This is a genomic window from Actinomycetospora cinnamomea (assembly GCF_003096675.1).
GTDB classification, from domain to species: domain Bacteria; phylum Actinomycetota; class Actinomycetes; order Mycobacteriales; family Pseudonocardiaceae; genus Actinomycetospora; species Actinomycetospora cinnamomea.
In genome coordinates this window covers 374,528-390,781 of the sequence record NZ_QEKW01000002.1, presented here as the reverse complement: position 1 = coordinate 390,781, position 16,254 = coordinate 374,528, and the positions used below count along the sequence as shown (strand labels likewise).

Genomic DNA, 16,254 nt, shown 5'->3' with positions numbered 1-16,254 from the left:
TCGTCGGGCTCGCCACGGAGCGTTCCTGGTGCCAGGATCACGCGATGCTCCTCCGACGGTCCTCCCGCGCGGCCGCAGCAGTGGCCCTGGCCGCCCTCGCGTTCCTGCTCGCCGCCTGTGGCGGCCTCTCCGGCTCGGGCCAGCCCGAGGCCTCGGGCGGCAGCCTCGCCGCCAGCGGCATCAACCTCCAGGGCCAGACCTACACGGTCGGCGGCCAGGAGTTCGACGAGCAGCTGCTGCTCTGCAAGATGAGCGTCGCCTCGCTGCAATCGGTGGGCGCGACCGTCAACGACCGGTGCAACATCACCGGCTCCGCCGCCGCCCGCCAGGCCCTGCTCTCGGGCGAGATCGACATGGGGTGGTCGTACACCGGCACCGGGTGGATCGCGAACCTCGGCAACACCAACCCGATCCCCGACGAGCAGCAGCAGTACATCGCCACGCGCGACCAGGACCTGCAGCAGAACCAGATCGTCTGGACGCAGCCCACGCCCTTCAACAACACCTACGCGATCGCCACGAGGCGCGACTTCGCACAGCAGAACAGCCTGCGCACGACCACGGACTGGGCGAACTTCATCAACAGCGGCAACCCGGCCGCCACCACCTGCGTCGAGGCCGAGTTCGCCAGCCGCAACGACGGCCTGCCCAACCTTCTGAAGGCCTACGGCGTCACCCGTCCCTACGACTCGCCGCCCGCGTTGACCGTGCTCGACACCGGCGCGATCTACCAGGCCGTGGCGAACGGGAATCCGTGCAACTTCGGCGAGGTGTTCACCACCGACGGCCGCATCCCGGCGCTGAACCTCGTGACGCTCGAGGACGACCGGAACTTCTTCCCGAAGTACAACGCGTCGAACACCATCCGCAAGGAGGTCGTCGACCGGAACCCGCAGGTCGTGGAGGTGTTCAACCAGATCGCCCCGCGCCTGACGAACGAGGTCATGCTCGACCTCAACGGGCAGATCTCGTCGCAGGGCCGCGACGCGGCCGAGGTCGCGAGGGAGTTCCTCCAGCAGCAGGGCCTCATCGGCAGTCAGTGACGCGCACGTCGTGACGTCGAGTGGGCCGTGCGGGCCCGGACCCCCGCGGATCCCGGGCCCTCGCGGCCCGCTCGGCGTTACAGGCGGTTGAAGCGATCGAGCGCCTCCTGGCGCTCGGCCTTGTGGTCGACGATCGGCGCCGGGTAGTCGCCCGGGGGTTCGGCGAGCTTCCAGGGCTGGTGGACCTTCTTGCCCTCGATCCCCGCGAGCTCGGGCACCCAGCGGCGCACGTACTCGCCCTGCGGGTCGAAGCGCTCCCCCTGGGTCACCGGGTTGAACACGCGGAAGTACGGCGCGGCGTCGGTGCCGGTGCCCGCGGCCCACTGCCAGCCGTGCTGGTTCGACGGGAGATCCCCGTCGACGAGGAGCTGGAGGAAGTGGCGCGCGCCCCGCCACCACGGCAGGTGCAGGTCCTTGACCAGGAACGACGCCACCGCCATGCGCATGCGGTTGTGCATCCACGCCTGCCCGCGCAGCTGGCGCATGGCGGCGTCGATGGCCGGGAAGCCGGTGCGACCCTCCTGCCACGCGCGGAACCGCTCCTCGGCCCCCGGGCCGGAGTCGTAGGGCATGCGGTCGAACTTCGGGTCGAAGTTCTCGCGTGCCGAGCGGGGGTAGAACCAGAGCACCGCGGCGTAGAAGTCGCGGAAGCAGAGCTCGTTGCGGAACGACTCCGGTCCCTTGACGCCCTTGCCGCTGCCGCCGACGCCGGCGAGCAGCTGGCGCGGGTGGATGACGCCGTACTTGAGGTACACCGACATCCGCGAGGTCGCCGGCTTGTCGGGACGGTCGCGCAGGTCGTCGTAGTCGGCCAGGTGCTCGTCGACGAACGCCTCCCAGTGCTCGTGGGCGGCGCGCTCGCCCGCCTCGGGCAGCTCGGCCTCGGGCGGCTCGTCGGCGGGGATCCGCACCGCCCGCGGCCCGCCGTTCTTCTCCGAGGGCTGCATCCACTCCACGGTCGAGGCGTCGGTGTCGGCGGGGGCGCCCTTGTCGCGCTGGGCCCACTCGCGGCTGAACGGCGTGTAGACCTTGTACGGCTCGCCGTCCGACTTCGTGATCTTCCCGGGGTCGACCGCGTAGGGCGAACCGGTGCGCACGAGGTCGACGTCCCGCTCGCCCAGGGCCTTCTCGACGGCCTCGTCGCGCTCCCGGCCGTAGGGGCCGAAGTCGGCGGCGACGTGCACGCTGCCCGCCCGCACCGCGCCCGCGAGCTTCGGGATCGCCTCGACGGGGTCGCCGCGCACGACGAGCAGCCGCCCGCCGAGGGACTCGTCGAGGTCGCGCAGGCTGCGAAAGAGGAACGTCCGCCGGGCCTTCCCCGCCGGCCCGAGGAGCCGCTCGTCGAGCACGAACACCGCCAGCGAACGCCGCGCCCGCGCCGCGGCGGCGGTGAAGATCGGCTGGTCGTGCACCCGCAGGTCGCGGCGGAACCAGACGATCGCGGTGTCGTCGCGGGAGTCGCTCATGAGACCCGGCTACCCCGGGACCTCCGGCTCACTCCCGTCCGCCCGCCCGGCGCGGTGAGCGCACCGGACCGGGCGAGCGAACGGGGACTTCGGACGCATAGAGGCAGCGAACAGCGCGTTCGCTGCGAGGGGGTCAGCGCTGGTCGAGGCTGACGTACTCGCGCTGCGTCGGGCCGGTGTAGACCTGGCGCGGGCGGCCGATGCGGGTGTCCGGGTCGTCGATCATCTCGCGCCAGTGGGCGATCCAGCCCGGCAGGCGGCCGATGGCGAAGAGCACCGTGAACATCTCGGTCGGGAAGCCCATCGCCTGGTAGATCAGGCCGGTGTAGAAGTCGACGTTCGGGTAGAGCTTGCGCTCGACGAAGTAGTCGTCCTCGAGCGCGAACTCCTCGAGCCGCATCGCGATGTCCAGCATCTCGTCGCCGCCGCCGAGCTTGTCGATGATGCCGCGGGCGGTGTCGCGGACGATCGCGGCGCGGGGGTCGTAGTTCTTGTAGACCCGGTGCCCGAAGCCCATGAGCCGGACGCCCGGCTCCTTGTTCTTGACCTTGCGGACGAACTCGTCGGCGTTGCCCTCGTTGTCGCGGATGCCCTCGAGCATCGAGAGCACCGCGGCGTTGGCCCCGCCGTGCAGCGGTCCGAACAGGGCGTTGATGCCCGCCGAGATCGACGCGAACAGGTTGGCCTGGGCCGAGCCCACCATGCGCACCGTGGACGTCGAGCAGTTCTGCTCGTGGTCGGCGTGCAGGATGAGCAGCATGTCCAGCGCCTTGGCGATGTCGGGGTCGACCTCGTACTGCTCGGCGGGGAGGCCGAAGGTCAGGCGCAGGAAGTTCTCGACCAGGCCCAGGTTGTTGTCCGGGTAGAGGAACGGCTGGCCGATCGAGTTCTTGTAGGCGTAGGCCGCAATCGTCGGGACCTTGGCCAGCAGCCGCACGCTCGAGAGGTCCACGTTCGGCTCGTCGAACGGGTCGAGGGACGACTGGTAGAAGGTCGACAGCGCCGACACCGCCGACGACAGCACCGGCATCGGGTGCGCGTCCTTGGGGAAGCCGTCGAAGAACTTCTTGAGGTCCTCGTGCAGCATCGTGTGCCGCTGGATCTGCTCGGTGAAGTTCCCGAGCTGCTCGGCGTTCGGCAGCTCGCCGTACATCAGCAGGTAGCTGGTCTCGACGAACGTCGAGTTCTTCGCCAGCTCCTCGATGGGGTAACCGCGGTAGCGGAGAATGCCCGCGTCGCCGTCGATGTAGGTGATGTCCGAGCGACATGCACCGGTGTTGACGAAGCCCGGGTCGAGGGTGACGAGACCGGTCTCGCCGAGCATCTTCCCCAGCGCCACGCCCGAGGCGCCCTCGGTCGCCTCGACGATCTCCATGGTGTGCTCGCCGCCCGGGTACGACAGCGTGGCGGTGCGCTTCTCGGAATCCTCGCTGGCCATCGGCAGTCAGTCCCTCTCACGCTCGTCGCGAGCGGGAGGGTCGGCGGCGCCGGCGCAGGTGAAACATGGTGCCGGAGCCGCCCGGCCGCCGGGGTTTCCCCGCGACGCGCTCCCGCAGCAGTCGGGGTCGTACGAGCGCGAACCGTAGCGCCCGGACGGTCCGCGACGCATCACGAAGCGTGAGGCCACGAGGCGTGGCCCGCGTCACTGTTGACGGGGGCGTGACGCGCCGTCGAGCTCGTGTCGCCAGGGAGGCTCGGCCCCGGCCCGCGAGACCGTCCAGGCCGCGGCGCGCGCGGCGACGCCGAGCCCCTCGGTCCAGGCGTCGGCGTCGAGGCCGGCCACGGCGTCGCGGGCGAGCGCGTCGCGACCCGCCAGCCAGGCCAGCAGCGCGGCGTGCACGCTGTCGCCCGCGCCGATCGTGTCCACGAGCGGGCCCACGGAGTCGGCCGGCACCTCCACCACCCCGCCCCCGCGGGTGTGCGCGGCGAGCCCGGAGGAGCCGCGCGTGAGCACCACCGCGCCCGCCCCGGCGTCGAGGAGGTCCGACGGTGTGCGTCCCCACCGCTCGGCGTCCTCGTCGGAGAGCTTCACCAGCCCGGCCACCGCCGCGATCGCGTCCAGCCGGGCGATCACCGTCGCGGTGTCGTCGGTGAGCCCGGGCCGGAGGTTGGGGTCGAGGCTCACCAGGCGGCCGCGGGCCGCCTCGCGCTCGGCCAGCGCGGCGTAGCGGCTCGCCCCCGGCTCCAGCACCAGCGAGAGCGTCCCCACGGCCAGCGCCACCGTGTCGCCGGGGAGCGCGCCGGGGTCGGCGACGAGACGGTCGGCGCTGCCCGCGACGTGGAATGCGTAGCGGGCCGCGCCCGCGGCGTCGAGGGTGACCACGGCCAGCGTCGTGGGCTCGGGACCCCGCTGCAGCAGCGAGGTGTCGACACCGTTGGCCTCCAGTCGCGCGACGAGGGCGTCGCCGAAGGGGTCGGTCGACAGCCGGGTGAGCATGGACGTCGGGACCCCGAGGCGCCCCAGGCCCACCGCGGTGTTGAACGGCCCGCCGCCCAGGCGCGGGGCCAGCGGCCTCAGGGCCGGGTCGCCGTGGTGCGCGCCGTCCACCGGCACCAGGTCGACGAGCGCCTCGCCGCCGACGACCACCCGCCCGCCCATCAGACGGCCCCGTCCCGGGAGCGGATCCCCCAGCGCACGGTCCACGTCTCCCCGGGCGCGAGGACGTGCAGGTCGGTGCCCGAGTTCAGCGCGTCGGGCGGGCACGTCATCGGCTCGACGGCCACCGCCGGGCCGCGACCGGCGAGGTCATCGGGGGTGAACACCTGCACCCAGCGCACGGCGGGGTCGGCCCACAGCGCGGTGGCGCGGCCGTCGGGGGCCGTGAGCACGCCGAGCACGCCGTCCGGGCCGGGCGCGGCGCCGAAACAGGTGTCGAGGGCCAGGTCACCGACGCGGCGACCCGCGCGCAGGTCCTCCCCCGGCGCCACGGGACGGACGCCCGTCGGGACCAGGGCGTCGTCGACGTCGACGACGCGGTCGGCAAAGAGGATCAGCGTGCACCCGGCCGGGGCCGCGTCGCCGGCCCGCAGGTAGGGATGCGTGCCCAGCCCGGCGGGCACGTCGACCTCGCCGGTGTTGGTCAGCGCGTGGGTGACGGTCAGGCCGCCGGGGTCGAGCGCGTAGGTCGTCGCGACGTGCAGCGGACCGGGCCAGCCCCAGGACGGGTCGACGTCGGCGATGAGGGTGACCGCGTCGTCGGCCCGGGCCGTGACCGACCACGGCCGGTGGCGCAGGAACCCGTGGATGGCGTGGCCGCGTGCGGGCTCGGTGACCTCGAGGGCGTGGTCCGCGCCGCGCCAGCGGTACCGGGCGCCGGCGACACGATTGGGCCACGGCACGAGCACCCCGCCCGCACCCATCGGCGGCGTCTCCTCTTCCTCGAAGCCCTCGACGCGGTCATGGCCGGCGATCGTGAGCGTCCGCAGCCCGGCGCCCACCTCCGTCACGACGGCGCGGCTGTCCGTGGCGACGAGGTCGATCTGCTCGCCGGTGGGGGGCACGCGATCACGTTAACGCTGTGACGATCGGCTTGCGGTCACGCGTGGCCGGTTTGACCGGACCCTCTGTGCGGCAAGGGTGACGGGCATGACGGACGACACGGCGGCCGGGACACGCAGCGCGGCGGAGCGCGACCGGTCCGCGCCCGGCCGCCCGCCGAAGGTGGTCATCGTCGGGAGCGGCTTCGCGGGGTTCAAGGCGGCCCAGTCCCTGTCGCGCCGCATGGGCGACGCGGTGGACATCGTGGTGGTCAGCCCCACCAACTACTTCCTCTACCTGCCGCTGCTGCCCGAGGTCGCCGCCGGGATCCTGGAACCCCGTCGCATCTCGGTGGCGCTCGCGGCGGCGCTGCCGGCGTGCGTGCGCCATGCCCCGGGCGAGGTCGACGAGCTCGACCTCGACGAGAAGCGCATCGGGTGGCTCGACCCCGAGGGCGTCCACCACGAGACGACGTACGACCGCCTGGTGATCGCCGCGGGCAGTGTGCACAAGGTGCTGCCGGTGCCCGGGGTCACCCAGTACGCCCAGGGCTTCCGGGGCGTGCCCGAGGCGCTCTACCTGCGCGACCACCTCATCCGGCAGATCGAGCTCGCCGCCATGAGCGACGACCCGGAGGAGCGCGCCGCCCGGCTGACCTGCGTCGTCGTCGGCGCCGGCTACACCGGGACCGAGGTCGCCGCCCAGGGGCAGCTGTTCATGAAGGAGCTCGCGGCGAGCCGAGGTCTGCCGGAGGAGCCCCGGTGGGTGCTGGTCAGCCGTGGCGAGGTGCTCGCCGGGCTGGACCCCCACCTCGCCCACACCGCCGACCGGGTGCTGCGCGAGCGCGGCGTGGACGTCCGCACCCACGAGCAGGTGGACGAGGCGACGGGCGACGGGGCCCGTCTGGCCTCGGGCGACCACATCCCCACCCGCACGCTCCTCTGGTGCGTCGGCGTGCGCCCCGACCCGCTGATCGACGAGCTCGGGGTGGAGGTCGACCAGGGCCGCCTCGTGGTCGACTCCCACCTGCGCGTGCCCGGCTACCCGGAGGTGTTCGCCTGCGGCGACGCCGCCGCCGTCCCCGACCTCTCCCGGCCCGGCGAGTACACCGCGATGACCGCGCAGCACGCCGAGCGCCAGGGCAAGCTCGCCGGCCGCAACGTCGCGGCGTCCCTGGGCCACGGGCGCGAGAAGCGCTACAAGCACCGTGACCTCGGCTTCGTGGTCGACCTCGGGGGCTTCGAGGCCGCGGCCAACCCGCTCGGCGTTAAGCTGACCGGCAAGCCCGCCCACGTCGTCGCCCGCGGCTACCACCTGATCTCGATGCCCGGGAACCGCATCCGCACGGCGGTCGACTGGACCCTCGACGTGCTGCTGAAGCGCCAGACCGCCCAGCTCGGGCTCGTGCGCTCGCCGGCCGTGCCGCTGGACTCGGCCTCCCCGGAGGTGCCCCAGCACGGGCTCGGCTTCCCCCACGCCGCCGCCCCCGGGTCGCGGCGCAACGAGCAGCACGGCGAGCAGCCGCAGGAGCAGCGCCAGGAGCAGGCCAACTAGCGGTCGGCCTCTTCCCCGACGGGTGCCCGGTAGCGCCAGAACACCGGGAAGATCATCACCACGAGCACGGTGAGCACGATGACGCCCACGCCGCCGATCGTCGTCGCCGCGCCCGTGCCCAGCGCCGCGGCGGCCGGGCCGTGCCACAGGTCGCCCAGGCGCGGGCCGCCCGCGACGACGACGGTGAAGGTGCCCTGCATGCGCCCGCGCATCTCGTCGGTGGCGACGACCTGCAGCATCGTCTGCCGGAACACCGCGCTGACGAGGTCGGCGGCACCCGCGAGCGCGAGCAGGCCGACCGCGAGCCACAGCATCGAGGTCAGCCCGGACAGCGCGACGCCGGCGCCCCAGATGCAGATCGCGACCGTCACGGCGACGCCCTGACGCCGGATGCCGTGCAGGCGCCCGGAGAACAGCCCGCCGAGCGTCGCGCCGATCGCGATCGACGCGTAGAGGGCGCCGAGCGCCGGGCCGCCGCCCGGTGGATCCCCGAACACCCGCTCGGCGGCCTCGGGGAACACGGCGCGGGGCATCCCGACGGCCATCGCGATGATGTCGACGAGGAACGAGACCAGCAGGACCTGGCTCATCGCGATGTAGCGGAAGCCGGCGAGGACGTCGCGGAAGCCGGCGCTGCGCCGCACCGCGCGCACCGCGCCGCGCAGCCCGCCCGGCTCGCCCTCGGCGACCGGCAGGCGGGGCAGCATGTACACCGCCCAGATCGAGGCCGTGAGGCACGCCGCGTCGACGAAGTAGAGCGTCCCGACCGAGGTGAACGTCAGCGCGATCCCGGCCAGCAGCGGCCCGGCGATCGACCCGAGCTGGTTCACGGTGAACAGCAGCGTGTTCGCCGCGGGGAGCTCGTGGCGCGGGAGGATGCGCGGCAGCACCGCGGCGCGCGTCGGCTGGTTGACCGCGAGGAACGCGCTCTGGACCGCGTAGAGCGTCAGGATCGTCCACGGCCCGCCGACGCCGGTGACCGACACCAGCCCGAGCAGCAGCGAGGTCACCGCGATCCCGGTGCCCGTGACCACCAGCAGGCCGCGGCGGTCCACCGCGTCGGCGATCGCGCCGCCCCACAGCCCGAAGACGATCAGCGGGACGAGGCCGAAGAGCCCGGTCAGCCCGACCCACGCCGACGACCCGGTGAGCTGGTAGAGCTGCGTCGGCACCGCGACGACGGTGAGCTGCGCGCCGACGACGGTGACGATCGCGGCGATCCAGAGCCGGCGGAACGCGGGTGTGCGCAGCGGCGTGGTGTCGGCGAGGAACCCCCGCGCTGGTCGTCGCCCCTTCGACGGGTCCGACTCCGCTCCGCTGCGCGTCCCTCCTGCCACCGACGCATCCTGCGCCCTCAGGGCGCCAGGCGCTCCACCACCCAGTCCGCGTCGGTGCGCCGGAAGCGCAGGCGGTCGTGGAGGCGGTCGGGACGGCCCTGCCAGAACTCGACGTGGGTGGGGACGATGCGCCAGCCACCCCAGTGCGGTGGGGCCGGGATCTCCTCGTCGTCGGCGAACCGCTCGGTGACGGTGGCGAGCAGGTCGTCGAGGGCGGCGCGGTCGCGCACCACCGCGGACTGCGGCGACGCCCAGGCGCCGAGCTGCGACCCGCGGGGCCGGGTGCGCCAGTAGGCCATCGTGTCCTCGCGGGGCAGCAGCTCGACGGTGCCGATCACCGTCGCCTGCCGCTGCAGCGCGAGCCACGGGAAGGTGGCCGAGGCGCGGCGCGTCTGGCGCAACTGGTGGCTCTTCTCCGAGGTGTAGTTGGTGAAGAACGTGACCCCGCGCGGGTCGACGTCCTTGGCCAGCACCGTCCGCGTGGTCAGCCGGCCCTCGTCGTCGCCGGTGCCGAGGACCATGGCGTTGGCGTCCGGCAGGCCGGCCTCGCGGGCCGCCGCGATCCAGGCCAGCAGCTGCTCGTGCCAGGTGGGGGCGAGGTCGGCGACGTCGAGCGACGACGTCCGGTAGTCCTCCCGCATCCCCGGGAGCTCCGCGCCCGTGCTCGTGTCCGTCACCCGGCCTCCTCGTCGTCCGCGTCCGGTGTCCGCTCGCGGCACCGTAGGCATCCGGCTCCCCGCGCGACAGGCCCCGCGTCACCACCGGGGCAGGGTGAGGAGGCCCACACCCCTGCTCCGGGCCCCGACGTTGCCCGCCGGGCGCGTCACGGAGCAACGTGCAGCCGGGCCCCGAGCACCGCCACCACCCCGGCGGAACCGGCGGGCCCGAGCCGGGCAGCGGGGCCCGCACCCGGTCCCCGCGTCGCCCCGCCGACGCAGCGAGGAGGACCCCCCGTGACCCCTGCCGCCCCCGTCCCGGCGTCCGCGGTCCCGCCGCCGCCCCCGGGCTACTCCCCCGGCCTCGAGGGCGTCGTCGCCTTCCGCACCGAGATCGCCGAGCCCGATCGCGACGGCGGCGCCCTGCGCTACCGCGGGGTCGACATCGAGGACCTGGTCGGCGAGGTCGGTTTCGGGCAGGTGTTCGGCCTGCTCGTCGACGGGGATCCCGACCGGCCGCTGGTCCACGAGGAGCCGGGCGTCGAGCCGCCGTTCAGCGGCGACGTCCGTGTCGACGTGCAAGCGGGGCTGGCGCTGCTCGGGGCGCGCTGGTCGCTGCCGCCGCTGCTCGACGCCACCCCGGAGCGTGCCCGCGACGACCTCGCCCGCAGCGCCGCCGCCGCGCTCGCCCTCGCCGCCCGGTCGGCGCGGGGGGACGGCCTGCCGCCGGTGCCCGAGTCGGAGCTGGACCGCGTCGCCGACCCCGTCGAGCGCTTCCTGCACCGCTGGCGCGGCGAGGCCGACCCCGTCCACGTGCGGGCGCTCGACGCCTACTGGGTCTCGGCCGCCGAGCACGGGCTCAACGCCTCGACGTTCACCGCCCGGGTCGTCGCGTCGACCGGCGCGGACGCCGCGGCGTCGCTGTCGGCGGCGGTGGGCGCCATGTCGGGCCCGTTGCACGGCGGCGCCCCGGCCCGCGTGTTGCCGATGATCCACGAGGTCGAGCGCACGGGGGACGCCGAGGCCGTCGTGCGCGGGATCCTCGACCGGTCCGAACGGCTCATGGGCTTCGGGCACCGCGTCTACCGGGCCGAGGACCCGCGGGCCCGGGTGCTGCGCCGTACCGCCCGCGAGCTCGGCGCGCCCCACTACGAGGCCGCCGCGGCGCTCGAGGCCGCCGCCCTGGCCGCGCTGCGCGACCGGCGCCCGGACCGCGCGATCGAGACGAACGTCGAGTTCTGGGCGGCGGTGGTGCTCGATCTCGCGGGCGTCCCGGCGGCGATGATGCCGGCGATGTTCACCTGCGCGCGCACGGCCGGCTGGTGCGCGCACGTGCTCGAGCAGCGCCGCACGGGACGGCTCGTGCGTCCGTCGGCGCAGTACATCGGGCCCGGTCCGCGACCGCTCGACGGCGTCGGGGCGGCCTGAGCGCGGGCCTCGGCACCACCGAGATCCGGTTGGGTGGCGCGATCGTTCCGCTGAGCGGAGCGATCGCTCCGGAGACCGAGATCTCGGTGCTGGACGGCGTGGATCCCGGGGCGGCGGGCCTACGTCGAAGCCGGTATGAGCACCGACGCGCAGCGCATCCGATTCCGTCAGCAGGTCCGTCGTCAGCACGGGGTGGTGAGCCTCGACCAGGCCCGGGCCGCCGGCTACAGCCGTCAGGCCGTGGCCCGCAAGGTCGCGGCGAAGGCCTGGTTCCCGGCGGGCCCCCGGGTCTACCTGGTCGGGGAGCACGACGAGACGCCGCGATCGCGGGCGTTCGCCGCCTTCCTCTCGCTGGGCCCGGACGCGACGCTGGACGGTGTGACGGCGGCGTGGTGGCGGGGCCTGTGGGACACCGCCCCGGCGCGACCCCAGCTCGCGGTCCCACCCACCAGCCGCCCGCGTCCCCGCGCCGGCGTCGACGTCACGCGCCGGGTGATCGCCCCGGAGGACCGCGTCCGTGTCGGCGGGCTCGCCGCCTCGGCGCGCACGCTGACGGTGCTCGACGCCGCGGCCCGCCTGGGCCTCGAGGACGGCGCCCGGGTGGCCGACCGGGCGCTGCAGAAGGGCTCGGTGAGCATCGCGGGCCTGCGGGAGGTGCACACGCGCACCGCCGGGCGTCGCGGCGCGCCGGTGGGCGCCGAACTGATCGCCCTCGCCGACGGCGGCGCGCGGTCCTGGGCCGAGCGCGCCCTGCACGGCGGGCTGCGAACCGCCGGGTTCGCCGGATGGACCGCGAACACCGAGATCGTCCTGCCCGGCTTCGGGCGCGCAGTCGCCGACGTCGTGTTCGACGAGGCGAAGGTGGTCGTCGAGGTGGACGGCTGGGCCTACCACCGCGACCTGCGTGCGTTCCTCGTCGACGGCCCACGCCAGTCGGCGCTGGCCGCGGCCGGCTGGGTCGTCCTGCGCACGCACTGGTACGAGCTCCGCGAGGACCCGGACGCGTTCCTCGGCCGCCTCCGGGCGACGCTACGGACGAGGTCCGGACCTTGGGAGCGACCGTTCCGCTGAGCGGAGCGTTCGCTCCAGGAGAAAGGATCTCTCTCGCGTCGGGGGACGCGGCCGCGCACCCGACGGCGACCGTGCAGTGGCCCAGGCGACAGCGTCGCGGGGGGCGCGCTGCGAGGATGGCGGCCGTGACCACGTCGACCGACACGCTGCAGATTCCCGCCGAGCTCCTGCCCAGCGACGGGCGGTTCGGATGCGGCCCCTCGAAGGTGCGCCCCGAGCAGCTCGCCCGTCTCGCCGAGTCCGCGGGCGTGATGGGGACCTCGCACCGCCAGAAGCCGGTGAAGTCGATCGTCGGCCGGGTGCGGTCCGGGCTGCGCGAGCTGTTCTCGATCCCCGAGGGCTACGAGGTGGTGCTGGGCGTCGGCGGCACGACGGCGTTCTGGGACGCCGCCGCGGCCGGCCTGGTGCGCGAGCGCAGCCTGCACCTGACCTACGGCGAGTTCTCCTCGAAGTTCGCCTCGGTGACCAAGGGCGCCCCGTTCCTCGCCGACCCGATCGTCGTGTCCGCCGACCCGGGCAGCGCCCCGGAGCCGACCTCCGACCCGAGCGCCGACCTCATCGGCTGGGCCCACAACGAGACCTCGACCGGCGTCGCGGTGCCGGTGGCCCGGCCGAGCGGGTCGGGCGACGCGCTCGTCGCGATCGACGCCACCTCGGGCGCCGGCGGCCTGCCGGTGCAGATCAGCGAGTCCGACGTCTACTACTTCGCCCCGCAGAAGGCCTTCGCCTCCGACGGCGGGCTCTGGGTCGCGATCATGTCGCCGGCGGCACTCGAGCGCGTCGAGCAGATCGACGCCGACCGGCCGGGCGGGCGCTGGATCCCCGAGTTCCTCAGCCTCTCCACCGCCCTGGACAACTCACGCAAGGACCAGACCTACAACACCCCGGCGGTGGCCACGCTGCTGCTGCTCGCCGACCAGATCGAGTGGATCAACGCCGGCGGTGGGCTCGACTGGGCCACCGCCCGCACGAAGGACTCCTCGGACCGGCTGTACTCGTGGGCCGAGCAGTCGCCGTACGCGACACCGTTCGTCACCGAGCCGGACCACCGCTCCTGGGTCGTCGGCACGGTCGACTTCTCCGACGACGTCGACGCCGCCGCGATCGCCGCGACGCTGCGCACCAACGGCGTGGTCGACACCGAGCCCTACCGCAAGCTCGGCCGCAACCAGCTGCGCGTCGGCATGTTCCCGGCCGTCGAGCCCGACGACGTGACCGCCCTGACCCGCTGCATCGACTGGGTCGTCGAGCGCCTGACCTGATCGTCGCGCACCCCGGGCGGGCGAGCGTGCCCCGCGCCCGCTCGTCCGGGTGGTCCGCGGCGCCACCGCGTGTCCGCCCGTGTCCGCCCGTGTCCGTGGCCACGGAGTCGGTGGAACACTCCGGCGGCGCGCCTCCCTCGTCCGGGGCGGGCGGTCGCCTAGCGTCGGTGGGCGAGCACCGCGCCCCCACCACCGCCCACCCAGGGCGGCCGCCGATGTCCGGGGCCGGGCCGCGAGCCGACGGGGAGGCCTGGATGCGTCAACTGCGCGTCGTCGGCCTGGCAGACGACCACGAGACGGTGATCCTCGAGGACCCGATCCGGCACGAGCGGTTCGCCGTGGCCGGCGACGAGCGGCTGCGGGCCGCGGCCCGGGGCGACGTGCGCCGCCTCGGCCAGATGGAGATCGAGGTGACGAGCCCGATGCGTCCTCGTGACATCCAGGCGCGGGTGCGCGCCGGCGAGTCCGTCGACGAGGTGGCCGCGGCCGGCGGGGTGAGCATCGCCCACGTCGAACGGTTCGCCTACCCGGTGCTGCTCGAGCGCGCCCGGGTCGCCGAGATCGCCCGGCGTGCGCACCCGGTGCTGGAGACCGACCCTGCGCGCACCGACGGGCGCACGCTCGGCGAGATCGTCGCCGCGACGTTCACCGCCCGCGGCCAGGACCACGACGAGGCCCGCTGGGACGCGCGCAAGGGCGAGGACGCCCAGTGGGTGGTCACGCTCGCCTGGCAGGCGGGGCGCTCGGACAACACCGCCCGCTGGACCTATCGCCCGGGCAGCGCCGGCGGCACCGTCGAACCGCGCGACGACCCGGCCCGCGAGCTGCTCGGCCACGACCCGGTCGGCGGCCCGCGTCGCGCCGACGGCTCCCCCGCCGGGACGCCGGAGCCGGAGGCCCACCCCGAGACCCACGAGGCCGACGAGGCCCACGACGCGGTGGACGAGACGCCGGCCCTGGCCGTCGCGGGCGACACCGCCCCCGCCCGCCGCCCCGCGGGACCCGCGAGCGGTTCGGCACCCACCGGCGGCGCGTCCCGCCGCGGCGGGGCACCCGGACGTCGCGGCGCCCGACCCCCGCGCGGCGCCGGCGAGCCGACGGCGCCCACGTCCACCTCCGCCCCGAGCTCGGCTCCCACGTCCGCCACGGGCGGCGAGCAGGTGCCCGTGCCCCGCACCGGGCGCCGCGACGCCGACGAGGCCGCCGCGGAGACCCCCGAGGCGGGCCGGAGGGGCCGGCGGTCGCACCCGATCGTCCCGTCGTGGGAGGACGTCCTGCTGGGCACGCGCTCGCCGCGCTCGTGATCGGCTAGAAGGCCGCCACGGCGAGGAACAGGAACGCGACACCCGTGCCGGCGAAGGTGCCGTAGACCGCCCAGCGCCATGTGGGGACGTGGCGGTTGAGCCACAGCGCGGGCACGAGGCCGGCGACCACCGCGGCGTCGACGAGCAGCCCGAGCGGGCCGAGCCCCGTGATCAGGGGCGCGGCGAGGGCGAGGTTGGCGAGCAGGACCAGGCCCGCGACCAGCACCGCGAGCACCAGGCCGGTACCCCACGGCGTGGGCTCGGCGGCGGCCGCCACGGGTGAGGGGGTGCCGGTGTCGCCGGGGTGCGGCGGGCCGTGGTCCACGAAGCGGACGGGCAGCGGCGGCACCGGCGGCGGGTGGGGCGTGCGCGTCACGGCGCGCAGGGCGACGCGGTGGCCCGTGACGGGGTCGCAGTAGTCGACGGGCACGGCGAGCTCGACCGACAGCCGCGCGGCGAGCTGGCGGCCCCGGCGGCTGACCGCCTCGGCGGCGGCGTCGGGCGGCGCGGGCCGGGCGCCCGGCACGGCGGCGAACGGGCCCACCGACGCGGCCACCCGCGCCCACTCCTGCAGCGCGTCGACGAGGTCCGTGGGCAGCCCCCAGGTCCGCCCGTCGGTCCGGTCGGACAGCGGTACCCCCGCGACCATCGCGTGGCCGCGCACGGCCCGCAGCTCGACGACCCTCACCGCGGCACGCCGGTGGCGTGGAAGGCGACGGCCGCGGCCGTGGCGACGTTGAGGGAGTCGACGTCGTCGGCCATCGGGATGCGCACGCGGACGTCGGCGGCGGCGAGCGCCTCGTCGGACAGGCCCGGGCCCTCGGCGCCGAGCACCAGCGCCAGACGCTCGTGGCTCGCGAGAGCGGCCAGCGCCGAGGGGTCACCACCCGGCGTCAGCGCGGCGAGGGTGAACCCGGCGTGGCGCAGGGCGGTCACCGCCGGGCCCAGGCCGCAGGCCGCGAACGGCACGCGCAGCACGTGCCCCATCGAGACGCGGACGCTGCGTCGGTAGAGCGGGTCGGCGCAGCCGGTGCCGACGAGCACGGCGTCGACCCCCAGGGCGGCGGCGTTCCGGAACAGGGCGCCGAGGTTCTCGTGGTCGTTCACGCCCTCGAGCAGCGCCACCCGGCGTGCGCCGGCGAGCAGGGCCGCGGGCTCCGGGCTCGGGGCGCGGTCGGCGCTGGCGAGCACGCCCCGGTTGAGGTGAAAGCCGACGACGTGCGCCATGGTGTCGGCGTCGGTGACATAGGCGGTGAGGTCGGCGGGGACGTCCGCACCGCGCAGATCGGGCGCCAGGTCCTCGATCCGGCGCGCCACGCCGAGCAGCGCCCGCGGCGGGTACGGCGAGGCGAGCAGGCGCCGCACGACCACGGTCCCCTCGGCGAGCACCAGCCCGCGGCCACCGGGGCGGTCGGGCCGGCGGTCGGCGCGGGCGAGGTCGCGGAAGTCGGCGAGGCGCGGATCCGCCGCGTCGTCGACCGCCACCACACGCGCCACGTGCGTATCGTCCCAGACCTGGCCGACCCGGTCCGAGGGCGGCGAGGAGCGGTCCGGGCCGGAGTCCGGGTGTCGCGGGCGGCCGGTCGGGCACCCCGGTGGCCGGACGGGATCGGCGCACGATCGACAGGACGGAAGCCCCCGGGAGGGCTCGGGGA

14 protein-coding genes are annotated in these 16,254 nt (G+C 75.0%); 6 read left to right on the top strand and 8 right to left on the bottom strand.

All coding sequences use genetic code 11. The features are described from left to right. The first annotated feature begins 44 nt into the window (after nucleotides 1-44). Nucleotides 45-1,043 carry a glycine betaine ABC transporter substrate-binding protein gene (locus C8D89_RS06565; protein WP_116707254.1) on the top strand — a complete coding sequence of 333 codons (999 nt, stop codon included), beginning with the start codon at nucleotides 45-47 and terminating at the stop codon, nucleotides 1,041-1,043. A 77-nt stretch (nucleotides 1,044-1,120) separates the two neighbouring features. On the opposite strand, the gene C8D89_RS06560 is transcribed toward C8D89_RS06565, so the two are convergent. From C8D89_RS06560 to C8D89_RS06545, 4 genes are all read right to left on the bottom strand, one after another. Then, entirely contained in the window at nucleotides 1,121-2,509 is a 1,389-nt protein-coding gene (locus C8D89_RS06560; RefSeq protein WP_116707253.1) for a cryptochrome/photolyase family protein, read from the bottom strand. Between the two features lie 133 nt (nucleotides 2,510-2,642). Continuing rightward, nucleotides 2,643-3,947 (bottom strand): citrate synthase, encoded by a 1,305-nt coding sequence (locus C8D89_RS06555; protein WP_116707252.1) that lies wholly within the window; start codon nucleotides 3,945-3,947, stop codon nucleotides 2,643-2,645. 204 nt (nucleotides 3,948-4,151) lie between these two features. Then, nucleotides 4,152-5,108 carry a carbohydrate kinase family protein gene (locus C8D89_RS06550; protein ID WP_116707251.1) on the bottom strand — a complete coding sequence of 319 codons (957 nt, stop codon included), beginning with the start codon at nucleotides 5,106-5,108 and terminating at the stop codon, nucleotides 4,152-4,154. Beyond that, a complete protein-coding gene (locus tag C8D89_RS06545; protein ID WP_116707250.1) occupies nucleotides 5,108-6,010 on the bottom strand; it encodes an aldose 1-epimerase family protein in 903 nt (300 codons plus the stop codon). The genes C8D89_RS06550 and C8D89_RS06545 overlap by 1 nt, the downstream gene beginning before the upstream one ends. Before the next feature lie 85 nt (nucleotides 6,011-6,095). Here C8D89_RS06545 and C8D89_RS06540 point away from each other — a divergent pair, with 85 nt between their 5' ends. Then, nucleotides 6,096-7,541, top strand: a complete 1,446-nt coding sequence (locus C8D89_RS06540) for an NAD(P)/FAD-dependent oxidoreductase (protein ID WP_116707249.1) — start codon at nucleotides 6,096-6,098, stop codon at nucleotides 7,539-7,541. On the opposite strand, the gene C8D89_RS06535 is transcribed toward C8D89_RS06540, so the two are convergent. Together C8D89_RS06535 and pdxH are read right to left on the bottom strand one after the other, a co-directional pair. Further along, nucleotides 7,538-8,878: an MFS transporter gene (locus C8D89_RS06535; RefSeq protein WP_116707248.1), complete on the bottom strand. Its 1,341-nt coding sequence runs from the start codon at nucleotides 8,876-8,878 to the stop codon at nucleotides 7,538-7,540. The genes C8D89_RS06540 and C8D89_RS06535 overlap by 4 nt on opposite strands. 17 nt (nucleotides 8,879-8,895) lie before the next feature. Next, nucleotides 8,896-9,519: a pyridoxamine 5'-phosphate oxidase gene (pdxH, locus tag C8D89_RS06530; protein ID WP_207787110.1), complete on the bottom strand. Its 624-nt coding sequence runs from the start codon at nucleotides 9,517-9,519 to the stop codon at nucleotides 8,896-8,898. A gap of 312 nt (nucleotides 9,520-9,831) precedes the next feature. On the opposite strand from pdxH, the gene C8D89_RS06525 reads away from it, so the two are divergent. The 4 genes from C8D89_RS06525 to sepH all read left to right on the top strand — a co-directional run bounded on the left by C8D89_RS06525 (nucleotide 9,832) and on the right by sepH (nucleotide 14,599). Continuing rightward, nucleotides 9,832-10,962 carry a citrate synthase 2 gene (locus tag C8D89_RS06525; protein WP_116707246.1) on the top strand — a complete coding sequence of 377 codons (1,131 nt, stop codon included), beginning with the start codon at nucleotides 9,832-9,834 and terminating at the stop codon, nucleotides 10,960-10,962. Between the two features lie 135 nt (nucleotides 10,963-11,097). After that, entirely contained in the window at nucleotides 11,098-12,033 is a 936-nt protein-coding gene (locus tag C8D89_RS06520) for a DUF559 domain-containing protein (protein WP_116707245.1), read from the top strand. A 125-nt stretch (nucleotides 12,034-12,158) separates the two neighbouring features. After that, nucleotides 12,159-13,295 (top strand): phosphoserine transaminase, encoded by a 1,137-nt coding sequence (serC, locus tag C8D89_RS06515; RefSeq protein ID WP_243417896.1) that lies wholly within the window; start codon nucleotides 12,159-12,161, stop codon nucleotides 13,293-13,295. Nucleotides 13,296-13,549: 254 nt separating this feature from the next. Then, nucleotides 13,550-14,599: a septation protein SepH gene (gene sepH / locus C8D89_RS06510; protein WP_116707243.1), complete on the top strand. Its 1,050-nt coding sequence runs from the start codon at nucleotides 13,550-13,552 to the stop codon at nucleotides 14,597-14,599. A 4-nt stretch (nucleotides 14,600-14,603) separates the two neighbouring features. Here sepH and C8D89_RS06505 read toward each other — a convergent pair whose 3' ends face one another. After that, nucleotides 14,604-15,287 (bottom strand): DUF2537 domain-containing protein, encoded by a 684-nt coding sequence (locus C8D89_RS06505; protein ID WP_116707242.1) that lies wholly within the window; start codon nucleotides 15,285-15,287, stop codon nucleotides 14,604-14,606. Continuing rightward, complete coding sequence (locus tag C8D89_RS06500) at nucleotides 15,284-16,096, bottom strand: TrmH family RNA methyltransferase (RefSeq protein WP_116707241.1); 813 nt, start codon at nucleotides 16,094-16,096, stop codon at nucleotides 15,284-15,286. Before C8D89_RS06500 ends, C8D89_RS06505 begins: the two co-directional genes overlap by 4 nt. Nucleotides 16,097-16,254: the final 158 nt, after the last annotated feature.